7 protein-coding genes are annotated in these 12,097 nt (G+C 60.3%); 2 read left to right on the top strand and 5 right to left on the bottom strand.

The window, feature by feature from the left end; genetic code table 11:
- Positions 1 to 56 precede the first annotated feature (56 nt).
- From AB3G35_RS15035 to AB3G35_RS15025, 3 genes are read right to left on the bottom strand one after another with little or no spacing between them, the layout of a single operon-like run.
- A complete protein-coding gene (locus AB3G35_RS15035; protein ID WP_369781709.1) occupies positions 57 to 3,113 on the bottom strand; it encodes an efflux RND transporter permease subunit in 3,057 nt (1,018 codons plus the stop codon).
- Between the two features lie 9 nt (positions 3,114 to 3,122).
- Positions 3,123 to 4,319 (bottom strand): efflux RND transporter periplasmic adaptor subunit, encoded by a 1,197-nt coding sequence (locus tag AB3G35_RS15030; RefSeq protein WP_086797199.1) that lies wholly within the window; start codon positions 4,317 to 4,319, stop codon positions 3,123 to 3,125.
- A gap of 28 nt (positions 4,320 to 4,347) precedes the next feature.
- Positions 4,348 to 5,901, bottom strand: coding sequence for an efflux transporter outer membrane subunit (locus tag AB3G35_RS15025; protein WP_369781708.1), 1,554 nt, complete (start codon positions 5,899 to 5,901; stop codon positions 4,348 to 4,350).
- Between the two features lie 230 nt (positions 5,902 to 6,131).
- Here AB3G35_RS15025 and AB3G35_RS15020 point away from each other — a divergent pair, with 230 nt between their 5' ends.
- On the top strand, positions 6,132 to 6,806 hold the full coding sequence (locus AB3G35_RS15020; RefSeq protein WP_106115870.1) for a dTMP kinase: 675 nt from the start codon (positions 6,132 to 6,134) through the stop codon (positions 6,804 to 6,806).
- 44 nt (positions 6,807 to 6,850) lie between these two features.
- Here AB3G35_RS15020 and AB3G35_RS15015 read toward each other — a convergent pair whose 3' ends face one another.
- Complete coding sequence (locus AB3G35_RS15015) at positions 6,851 to 7,816, bottom strand: endonuclease (RefSeq protein WP_106115871.1); 966 nt, start codon at positions 7,814 to 7,816, stop codon at positions 6,851 to 6,853.
- A gap of 135 nt (positions 7,817 to 7,951) precedes the next feature.
- Positions 7,952 to 9,775, bottom strand: a complete 1,824-nt coding sequence (locus AB3G35_RS15010; protein ID WP_369781707.1) for an NAD(P)/FAD-dependent oxidoreductase — start codon at positions 9,773 to 9,775, stop codon at positions 7,952 to 7,954.
- Between the two features lie 244 nt (positions 9,776 to 10,019).
- On the opposite strand from AB3G35_RS15010, the gene AB3G35_RS15005 reads away from it, so the two are divergent.
- Complete coding sequence (locus AB3G35_RS15005; protein ID WP_369781706.1) at positions 10,020 to 11,915, top strand: sigma-54-dependent Fis family transcriptional regulator; 1,896 nt, start codon at positions 10,020 to 10,022, stop codon at positions 11,913 to 11,915.
- The last annotated feature ends 182 nt before the right edge of the window (positions 11,916 to 12,097 follow it).

The following is a 12,097-nucleotide window of genomic DNA, read 5'->3' as shown; positions in this document are numbered from 1 at the left end:
GTTTGCGTCAACCTAGAGCACGTATGCGAACCTGTCAACCTTGCCCCCCGTATTCATCAGGCGTGCGGGTCGGTCGATAGCTGTGCCGCCTGGAGGTGATGGCTGGAACCGATAAACAGGTACATCGCCGGCACCATAAACAGCGTCAGCAGGGTGCCGATGGACAGCCCGGCGAAGATCACCAGGCCCATGTCATGGCGCCCTGCAGCGCCGGCGCCTGAAGCCCACACCAGTGGCACTACGCCCAGTACCATCGCAGCCGTGGTCATCAGGATCGGCCGCAGACGCACGCCGGCGGCTTCCTCAATGGCCTCACGCTTGCTGCGGCCAGCGCGTTGCAGTTCATTGGCAAACTGCACGATCAGGATCCCGTGCTTGGTGATCAAGCCCAGCAATGTCACCAGGCCCACCTGGGTATAAACATTGATCGAGGCAAAGCCCATGGTGATAAAGGCCAGCGCACCAAACAGTGCTGGCGGCACCGAGAACAGGATCACCACCGGATCGCGAAAGCTTTCGAACTGGAAGGCCAGCGCCAGGTAGACGATCAAAATCGAAAACAGCAGCAAGCCGACAAAACCCCCGGACTCCTGGATAAACTGACGCGACTCACCGGAAAAATCCGAGGTGTAGCCCGAGGGCGCAATGTTGCTCAGAATGGTGTTGAGCTTCGCCAGCAACTCGCCCTGGGACACGCCGCTGACGCCCGAGAGGGTTGCCGAGTTCAACTGCTGGAAGTGGTTGATCGACTCGGGTTGGGTCGAGGTCTCGATATGCGCCACGGTGCGCGCCGGGATCATGACCCCGGCGGGCGTGCGGATGTAGTAATCGAGAATCTGCCCGGGGTTGAGCCGGTCAACCTGCAGCACTTGCGGGATGACCTTGTACGAACGTCCGGCGGTGGAGAAGTAGTTGACATAGTTGCCACCCAGAGCCGCGGACAGGGCGGCGCCGACATCAGCCTGGGTCATGCCCAGCGCGGCAATTTTTTCCCGGTCGACCACCAGTCTGGCCTGCGGCTTGTCCAGTTTCAGGTCCATGTCGGCAAACCAGAACAGCTGTTGTTTCTGGGCCTCGGCCATTACCGCCTGCGCCACTTCATTGAGGTTTTCTACCGAGTCGGTGGTGGTGATCACAAACTGCACCGGCAAGCCCTGGGCGCCCGGTAACGAAGGCAATGGAAAAGCGGCGACGGTAGCGCCCGGCACCTGATTCCATTTTTGCTGCAGGTCCATGATCAGCTCGGCCTGGGAGCGTGTGCGTTCGTTCCAGGGCTTGAGCAAGACCCCGCCCAGGCCCTGATTGAGGGCCGGCAGCCCGGTCAGCTGGAACATTTGCGCGTATTCAGGTTCCTTGTTGGCGATCTGGAACGCCTGGTCGGCAATGCGCTCCATCTGCTGGGGCGCAGCCGTCGGCGGGCCCTTGATCATCATGAACACCAGCCCCTGGTCCTCGGTCGGTGACAGTTCGCTCTTGGCGGTCATGCCACTGGCGGCAACCAGCACAAACAGGACAAAACCAAATATCACCAGCACCGGCCAGACGTCCAGGCCAGCTGACAGGACGCGATGGTAACGCCCGCGCAACCAGTCAAAACACTGATCGAGCCAGCGCGCGAAGCGACCTTCATCCTGCCCGGGTTTCAACAGCCGGGAGGTCATCATCGGCGACAGCGTCAAGGCCACCACCGCCGATACGGTCACTGCACCGGCCAGGGAAAAACAGAACTCCTTGAACAGTGCCCCCGTCAGGCCGCTGCGCAGCCCGATCGGTACATAGGCGGCAATCAACACGACGGTCATCGCGATAATCGGGCCGCCCAGTTCCCGCGCTGCCACCAGCGCGGCTTCAAATACGCCTTTGCCTTGCTCCTTGATATGCCGGTCGACGTTTTCCACCACGATAATCGCGTCGTCCACCACCAGGCCAATGGCCAGAACCAGTGCCAGCAAGGTCAGCAGGTTGATCGAATAACCCAGCAGGTACATGACAAAGAAGGTACCGACCAACGACAGCGGTATCGCCACCAGCGGCACGATCACCGCGCGCAATGAGCCGAGGAACAGGTAGATGACCACAGACACGATGACCATGGCTTCCGCCAGGGTCTTGACCACCTCGACAATCGACGTGTTGATGAACGCCGTGGAGTCATAGACGATTTCGCCGCGCACGCCGGCAGGCAATTGCGCCTGCAGTTCAGGGAAGGCGTTGCGCACGCTGGTGGCGACGCTGAGGATATTGGCATTGGGCGCGGCCTTGATACCGATAAACACCGAACGCTTGCCGGAAAACGCCACGCTGCTGTCGTAGCTTTCTGCGCCCAGGGTCACGGTCGCGACATCTTCCAGGTACACCAGGGCATCGTCGTTGTTCTTGATCACCAGCCGTTTGAATTCATCCACCGTGTGCAAGTCGGTCCCTGCCGTCAGGTCCACCGTGACCATTTGCCCGCGGGTCGAGCCGACGGCAGACAGGTAGTTATTGTTGGCCAGGGCAGTGGCTACGTCCTGGGCGGTGACGTCATGGGCGGCCAGTTTGTCCGGGTCCAGCCAGGCGCGCAGGGCGAACTGGCGCCCGCCGAGGATTTCTGCGGTTTGCACGCCCTGGATCGAGTCGAGCTTGGGTTTGACCACCCGCACCAGGTAGTCGGTGATGTTATTGGTGGGCAGGGTGTCGCTGTAGAACCCCAGGTACATGGCATCCGTGGTTTGCCCGACGGCAACCGACAGCACCGGCTCCTGGGCCTGGGCCGGCAGCTGGTTCTTCACCGAGTTGACCTGGGTGTTGATCTCGGTCAGGGCCTTGCTGGCGTCGAAGTTCAGCCGCAGCGTGGCGGTAATGGTCGAGACCCCGGTAATGCTCGACGACGACAGATAATCAATGCCCTGGGCCTGGGCGATCGCCGACTCCAGGGGCTGGGTGATAAACCCGGCGACTGTAGCCGCATCGGCACCGTAGTAAGCGGTAGTAATGGTCACCACCGCATTTTCGGTGCGCGGCCATTGGTTGACGGGCAGCTCGAAAATCGAACGCAGCCCCAGGATAAGAATAAACAGCGAAACGACCACAGCCCAGACCGGGCGCTGAATAAAGGTATCGGTGAGCTTCATGGGTCACCTTCAGTGTTCTTGAGGCGTTGGTGCCGCATCGTTGAGCGGTGCAGCACTGTTATCGATGTGCACCGGCGAGCCATTTTTGAGTTTCATCTGGCCACTGGTGATCAACAGGTCGCCTTCCTTCACGCCGGACAGGATGGCGACCTGATCGCCACGGGTCGGGCCGGTCTTGATAAAGGTCTGTTGCGCCGTAAGTACCTCTTCACCCTTATCGTTCTTGCTCGACAACGCGATAAAAACGGTGGTGCCGTAGGGGTTATAGGTGATCGCTGTTTGTGGCACGGTCAGGTAGCGCAGCACCGCCCCCGAGTCGACAACCGCACGCGCAAACATGCCCGGCACCAGTTTTTTGCCGGGGTTGGCCACGCTGGCTTCGACCGTGATGTTGCGCGTGGTCGGGTCGAACCGGGTGTCGATGGTGCTGACGCGCCCCTTGAATGTCTGGTTGGAGAGGCCATCGGCGCTCACCGATACTGTTTGCCCGACGGCAATCGCTTCCAGTTGGGTCTGGGGCACGTTGAAGTCGATGTAAATGGGGTCGAAGGTCTGCAGCGTGGCGATTTTGTCGCCCGGGTTAAGGTATTGCCCGGGGTTGACGGCGGTAATCCCGATACGCCCGGCAAAGGGGGCGCGAATGGTTTTTTTCGCCACCAGTGCACGCTGCTGCTCTGCAGCGGCCAGTTTGGCTTTGAGGTCGGCGCTGTCGCTGTCCACTTGTGCCTGGGACACGGCGTTGACCGCCAGTTGCGCACGGTCACGCTTGAGGACGATGGCGGCCAGGTCCGCCGTGGCTTCCAGCGAGTGCAGCAGGGCGATGTCCGAGTCGGCATTCAATTGCACAAGCAGCGCCTGTGCTGCCACTTCCTGGCCCGGGACAAAGCCGATGCTGCGCACGATGCCGCCCACTTCGGTGGTCACATCAACCCCGCGCACAGCCTTTATCGAGCCGATGGCGGAGACCGTTGGCTGCCAGTCGTCGAACGGTACCTTCAGGGCCGTGACCACGGCCGCGGGCAAGGGCTGTTTCGACTGGGCGATCAGGGCTGAAATCTGGGTGAACTTGACCCCGGCGATGATTGCCACGATAACCAGCACCACCACGATCATGATGATCATCGGCCGCCACAGCCGACGCTTGCGCGGACCGCCGGGTGCGGTGGGCTGAGGAGGCAGGGCAGAGGCAGTCTTGACGTCAGCCATGTGGGGTCTCGCTGTATCGGTGAGCCGGTCAGTCGAACCGGGTGGGGGCGGCAGGCGCTGCCTTGTTGTGGGCCGGCATCAGTTCTTCCCGGGTTGGCAGGCCGAAGCGGTCAGGGTGACCCTTGCTGCCAGGGTCAACGTCGCGGCGGTTCCACCAGCCACCGCCCAGCGCCTGAAACAGCGCTGCGCTGTCGCTGTAGCGCACGGCCTGGGCCTGGACCCGGGTGAGTACGGTGTTCTGGTATGTTTGCTGCGCCGTGAGCAGGTTGATATAAGCCACTGCACCCAGGCGGTACTGCGCCTGCACCAGCGCAAGGCTGGCCTGGGCCGAGCGTTCTGCGGCCACTTGCTGCTTGAGTGCCTCGGCATCGGCCTCCAGCGCCCTGAGCACGTTGGCCACATCCTGGAACGCAGTAATCACCGTACCCCGGTACTGCGCCGCCGACTGGTCATACGCCGCCACCGCCGCCCGTTTGCGGTGTTCAAGCGCACCGGCATCGAACAGCGGCTGGGCGATGGCCCCGGCCAGGCTCCACACGCCCGAGCCTGCGGAAAACAGCTTGCTGCCACTGGCCACCGTGGAACCCAGTGACCCGGTGATGCTGAACTGTGGCAATTGATTGGCCACCGCCACGCCAATATTGGCACTCGCCTCATGCAGTTGCGCCTCTGCGGCACGCACGTCCGGGCGCTGGCTGACCAGTGCCGAGGGCAAGCTTACCGGCAATTCTTGCGGCAGATGCAGGGAGGCCAGGTTGAAACGCTCGCCCTTGTCCTGATTGGGGAACCTGCCCAGGTAGCTCATCAACTGGTTACGGGTTTGCGCCAACTGTTTTTGCAACGGCGCCAGCGTCGCGCGGGTTTGCGCCAGGGCGGTTTGCTGGGTCAGCACATCGGTATCGGCAATGGCGCCGAGGCGTCGCTGCGCCTGCAGCAGGTCGAGCTGGTCACTTTGTAGCTGGATGATTTGCCCGGTCGCCGCGATCTGGTCGCGCAGGGACGCCAGGTTCACCGCAGTGTTGACCACATTGGTGGACAGCGTGAGGTAGGTGGCCTCCAGCGCAAAGCGCTGGTATTGGGCTTGCGCCGTGGACGATTCGATTTGCCGGCGCGTACCGCCGAAGACATCCGGTGCATACGACACATTCAGGGATGCGGAGCTCAGGGTCAGAATCGGCGCAGACGCAGCGCCTGTGCTGGCCCCGGAGACCTTCTCACGGGTTTTCGACAGGTTGGCGCCCACCGAGGGAAACAAGGACGCCTGATCGGCATAGACCAGCTCATTGGCCTGGCGCAAGGCTGCCTGGGCGGCGCTGACATCCGGGTTGGCGCGCAACGCCTCTTCGACCAGTGCGTTCAACTCCGGCGAGCGGAACAGCGTCCACCATTGCCCGGGGATATCCATGCCGGCGATCAGCCGTTGCGCAGCGCCCCCTGCGGCAATATCAGCCTGCGCGGTGCGGGTGAATGCCTGTTGTGTGTAGTCGGCATCCGCAGCCAGCTCGGGCCGCACGAAGTCCGGCCCCACGGTACAACCGGCGAGGGCTATCAACAACAGGCTCAGCGGCAGGCGCCGGGACATCCAGCAGCCCTCCTGAAAGGGCACGCAGTGACTGGCTTCAAGTCACGTTGGCAGGTGGATTGAACGTTAATCCAAACCCGATGCAACCGCCAATAGAGGAAACTTTGCCCCGCAAGGGTTGTGCGCGGCTCCAGGCTATCGGCTGCAGCGGCTGTGCCATCTATTTTTGCGACCGGTTAGCCAGTAATCAGGTTAGAGTGCCCATCACCCAATCAATCGTTATGTGAAGAATGAATCGTGCGCTGTTTGTTTCTCTGGATGGGCCTAAGGGCGCCGGCAAAACCACACTGTTGGAAGCCGTCACCCAAGTACTGAGGGCAGACAACAAAAAGGTCATCCGGCTTTGCGAGAAAAAAAGCGATCCCGGCCGGGGGGCAACAATGGCCCTGGTGAACCAGCTCGTCAGATATCCCGACCGGGAATTGGAGTTACGGGTTTGCGAGCGCCTTGCCGATAGCCGTAGCTGGATTTCCCGGCATGTATTGGCTAAACAGCCCTCAGACAGCATCATCCTGATCGATCGCTGGTACCCGTCTGATGCCGCGTTTCGCCGGCTAACCCCGTTTGCAGAGATTCTGCAGTTGAATATCGATCGCAACGTGCAAGTCCCGGACCTGCATGTCGGGGTGGTCACGCCCCCGGAAATATCATGGGCGAGGGCCGCGGCACGGTCACGCGGGTTGGGCAGTACGGTGATGCTTAAGCTGGAGGAACATGTCGCTTCTACTCAGGCGTTCGAACGGGCGATCACCGATCACGGCTGGGTTTTATGCCGTAATGAAGGAACCGTTGAAGAAGCAACGATGCAGGTGGTTTCGCAGATCTATAGAGTGCTTCAATGCTCCGTAGACGAAGCTGGCTGCACCGGTGTTGATACAGTTGAAATAGCCGTTGCGCGGAGCTGAACCGGCCTCATGAATTCGTGAGGCCGGTTTTCACCGAAAGGCAACTATTTGCAGTTGCCTGCCTTTCGATATCCCGCCGCTTGAGCCTCTGATTCAGAGCCGAAAGCTATCTGGTTTTTCGCGGACACCTGGGCATAACCAGGGCACCCCGTAGACAGGTGGTAGATCTGGCTCTTGCGGTTGCCCTTGATCGTAGTTGCGCCACTTGCACTCGCCAGGGTTGGCTGCACGGGTATACGTTGAGGATCAAGCGCAATGGCACTGACGACCCCGTCACCCACCGCCTTGTACCCTTGGCTCCATCGACGCTCGCCCGTTACGAAAGGATTGGAGTGCCCCATTACGGCTGCAATGCGCCGATCTCGCTCTTTCTCCCAGGATGACACCGGGTATTGCTTGTCCCAGGCCATCAGTAGCTGTTGCTGCTGACGAGACATACTCAGCCGGTATCTGTCGAACATGTAAAAGGTGGTTCTGGCGACCAGTCCCTTGACCTCGTCACGCGGCTCCGCAGCACGTTGATCGAAATCAACCCGCGTCTTGCATTGCCCATACTGTGGCGCTACCCCGGTGGCCATGCCGTAGTTGAAATTACTGCGATCGCCGTTCACCTCGCCAACAGAGGGGTAGAGGTTGAACAGATCGGCTTCCATCGCCCGGAATACGGGATCATCATCCACGCACTGTTTTCGCCCACCGTTCTGCCAGCATTGGCGTTGGTTACCGAAAGTCCAGGCAGGAACGATATGCTCCCATTCTGTGCGTTGCGCGCGGCTTTGTTGTTTCCTGGTTTGATAGCCGCAAGACTCGGCATCGATTCGGCCACCTGACTTGCCTACCCATGTCCATTTGCAGCCGCAATACAGCTCACCCGTAGCACTGTTGGCCTGGTCGAGGTAGATCTTCTGCTTTGCGATGACCTTGGCTTCGGAAAATGTCGATGGAGGGCTTGAAAAGGCAGGGGTAATGACCGCGAGGGACAGCGCTACTACAGCAAGCAGTTTTTTCATTGGACAGCTTAAGTGTTTGAGAGAAAACACATTATACGCACGACTACATTGCCACCGATGGACAACGAGAGGGCCTGGATGCGCTGTCCGAGGTATTGTGCAGAGGCGCCCGGCCACGGTCGGGCGCCATTTGATTCACCCCGTGTGGTGGCTCTTGGCAAGACCGTAGACGCAGGGGTTGAGCCCTTCGAAACGCGCTTTTAACTGCAACGCCAGATACAGCGAATAATGCCGTGACTGATGCAGGTTGCCACCGTGGAACCAGAGGTTTGCCTGCTGCGTCGGCTTCCACATGTTGCGCAGTTCGCCCTCGTAAGGGCCGGGATCATTCGTGGTTCCAGAACCCAGGCCCCAGCAACGGCCGACCTTGTCCGCTACTTCCCGGGAAATCAGCTTCGCCGCCCAGCCATTCATTGAACCGTAGCCCGTGGCGTAGACGATCAGGTCTGCCGGCAGTCGACTGCCATCGGTGAGTACGACGGCATCGGCTTCGATACATTCGACGCCAAGGCCAGGTGCGCTCTTGAGCTTGATCGTACCGTCAGCAATCAGTTCGCTGGCGCCGACATCGATGTAGTACCCGGAACCACGGCGTACATATTTCATGAAAAGCCCGGACTCGTCGTCACCGAAATCTAGCATAAAGCCAGCCTTGGTCAGGCGCTCGTAGAAGTCCTTGTCGCGCTCCTTGATCGCGGCAAAGATGGGTTGATGAAAGCCTGGCATCACCTTGTAAGGGATCGAGGCGAACAGCATGTCGGCCTTGTCCGTGGTCAAACCCGATTCCAGGGCATCTTCCGAGTAGAGCCCGCCGAACACCAGTTCCATCAAGCTGTCGGAGCGTACGATATGGGTGCTGGAGCGTTGCACCATGGTCACCTCGGCGCCGTTCTCCACCAGGTCGGCGCAGATGTCGTGAGCCGAATTGTTCGCGCCGATGACCACCGCGCGCTTGCCGCGCCAGGCGTCGCCACCGGGATGGCGGCTGGAATGATACTGCTGGCCATTGAAAGCCTCGGCACCCGGATAACTTGGCACATTGGGTACGCCAGACATGCCGGTGGCGAGAATCAACTGGGTCGGTTGTAACGTCACACGTTCGCCATCACGCAGCACTTCAACCGTCCAGGTGCCGCTTTGCTCGTCAAAGCTGGCGCTCACGCATTCCGTACGCGGCCAGTAATTAAGCTCCATGACTTTGCTGTACATTTCCAGCCAGTCGCCAATCTGGTCTTTTGGGGTGAAAACCGGCCAGTGATCGGGGAAGGGCAGGTATGGCATATGGTCGTACCAGACCGGGTCGTGCAGGCACAGCGACTTGTAGCGACCGCGCCATTGATCGCCAGGCCGGTCAGCCTTGTCGACGATCAGGGTGGGTACGCCCATTCGCTTGAGCCGCGCAGCGAGCCCCAGCCCCCCTTGGCCGCCGCCCACGATCAGGCAGTAGGGTTGCGTGGAGATACCCAGCGTTGCTTCTTCATCGCTTCGGCGCTCCAGCCAGTTGCGTTTGTCTGCGTGGGCGTGACCATGGCTGGCACCCATCGGGCGACGGCGACCGCTGGGCTCTTCAAACCCCTTGAGTTCCCGCATGGTCGTCAGCAGCGTCCAGCACAGGCCATCTTTCAGGCGTACATAGCCTTTACCTCGAGCCGCTTGTGTTTCCAGGCTGATCCAGCCTTCGAGCACACCGTTATTGAGCGTCGCTTCGCCTTCCACTTGCCACCGCTCAGGGCGCGTCTGGTCGAGGCGTGTTTCGAGCATCTCGCGGATGGCAGGCTTGCCCTCCAGGGTCAGCAGGTTCCAGCTGAACAGCAGCAGGTCACGCCAGTGACACTCGCTGGCGAACAATTCCAGCGTAGCGTCCAGATCACGTTGGGCAAGACGCTCGTTGAGGCTTTCGACCCAGGCCGCAAGCTGAGCCGTTGGCGTGTGCAGAGGTGTTTCGACAGCGATGTTCATGGGGTTTCTCCCGATCTTGTTGTTTTGGTAACAACCAGACCAGAGCAAGGCCCGGGCCATCTTTGTCAAAGCCCCGTTGCAGAGCGGCGGCTGCTGTACTGCTCAGGCCCGGACGCGGATCTCTGTCACGTTTTTGGAAAGGGTGGATGACAGAGTGTCACCCGGTACGAAAAGCGCCCGTTGCGAGCTTTTGATATAAGCTGCAAACAGCCCCGTATCCTGACCGTAACGGAGAACAAGAATAATGAAACCGGCCTTGATCAACGCCCATGCACAACAAGTGCTACAAGCCGTGCAGGGCACTATCGCCAGCCACAGCCCCGATGCTGACCTGGCCATCACCCGATCCTGGCGCCGCTGCCTGGATCAGCATCAGCTCGACCCTGCCAGCCGCCGCGCCCCCAACGTGCTTGAGCATCCACGCTTGCAGGACCACCGCGCGCCCCTGGAACACATCATCGCTGGCGCGCATTGGCAGATGGGCAACCTGCACCAGCAACTCGGCCGTGATGGCCACGTTGTGCTTCTCACCGATGCCCGCGGCGTAGCAATCGACAGTGTGTTTAACGAAACCGAGCGAGTGCAGCTTCAGCGTTCCGGGTTGTGGCTCGGATCGGTATGGAGTGAAGAATATGAAGGCACCAATGGGGTCGGCACCTGCCTGGTCGAGCGACAGCACGTCACCATCCGCCGTGATGAACATTTCCGTGGCAAGCACGTCGGTCTAACCTGTTCGGCGAGCCCGATATTTGATGCCAGTGGAGAGTTGCTGGCCGTGCTTAACCTCTCCTCTGTGCGGGATGACCTCAGCCTTCAGCAACACTTCCAGGCCGTGGCATTGACCCACCTGTCAGCCCGGCTGATTGAGAGCTGTTTTTTCCTGGGCCAGGATCCGCAGCGCTATTTGCTGCGTTTTCACCCTGAAGCTGGCTTCGTCGGCCTGCTGGGTGAAGGGCTGCTCAGTTTCGACGAGAGTGCCCGTATCTGTTCCATCAACCCTGCTGCGCTGGATCTGCTGGGCCTCAGCCGTGACCAGGTGGTTGGGCAATCCCTGACCATGCTGTTGGAAACACCCGTCGATCAGTTGATGAGCCAGGCCAGCGCCCAGTCGAGTGTCTGTTGGCCCATGCGCCTGGTAGACGGACGCCTGTTCTACGCACAGTTGCGCGAGCCCACGCAGCCGGCGCCTTTGGTCACGTCACCAGCGCCCATGATCAACGACGTGCACGTGTGCCTGGAAGACCCGCGCCTGCAACGCGGCTTTACCCGTGCATTACGTGTTCTGGAACATGACGTACCGGTGTTTTTACAAGGCGAAACCGGTACCGGCAAAGAAGCTTTTGCGGCAGCGCTGCACCGAGCCAGCGGCAGGGCGAAGCAGCCGTTTGTGGCGATCAACTGCGCGGCCATTCCGGAAACGCTGATCGAGAGCGAGTTGTTCGGTTATCGCGGCGGCAGCTTCACTGGCGCACGCAAGGACGGGATGATCGGCAAACTGGAGCAGGCCGATGGCGGCATCCTGTTTCTCGATGAGATCGCCGACATGCCACTGGCGTTACAGACTCGCCTGTTGCGAGTACTGGAGGAACGCCAGGTGGTGCCGCTCGGTGGCGCGACGGCACGTCCTCTTGACCTGCGCCTTATCAGTGCCAGTCACCAGGATCTGCATGCCTGTGTGGCCGAAGGGCGTTTTCGTGAAGATCTTTTTTACCGCATTGCCGGGTTCACCGTGCAGCTACCGCCGTTGCGCGACCGAGCAGACAAGGGCCGTTTGCTTGACCTTCTGCTGCTCGAAGAGAGCAAAGGTTCAAAAATTCGGCTGGAGGCGGGCGTCAGGGAGCGCCTGCTGAAACAACGCTGGCCGGGCAATGTCCGGCAACTGCGTACATGCCTGCGCACGCTGGTCGCCTTGTCGCTGGAGGGGCGTGTCACTCAAGACGACTTGACGGAGTTGCTACCGGCAGTACCCGTGACAGTCGCATTGGCCGAAGATCCACTTGGCGTATCCGAACGGCAGACGCTGCTGGCGTTGATCGAGGCAGAGCATTGGCATATCGCCCATGTGGCAGCGCGCCTGGGGATTAGCCGCAATACGCTCTATCGCAAACTGCGCTACCACGGAATTTCACGGCCCGGTTGAAAGCAGCGTGACCTTGCCGCGTTAACAAGGAATGTGCGTTTTTCGATCCGTGTTTTTAATTCGATCTATAGTCTCTGTTCCCGAAAATGCTTACGGAACGCTCGATATGAGGCTTAAATCGGCCAGGGCCAATGCGCGTTTTACACCCTGTCATCCTGTTGAACCTGAAGTACATGACCTGT

The organism is Pseudomonas sp. WC2401, from assembly GCF_041200115.1.
In the GTDB taxonomy this organism is placed as follows: domain Bacteria; phylum Pseudomonadota; class Gammaproteobacteria; order Pseudomonadales; family Pseudomonadaceae; genus Aquipseudomonas; species Aquipseudomonas fragi.
This window is presented reverse-complemented; position numbering and strand designations above follow the sequence as displayed.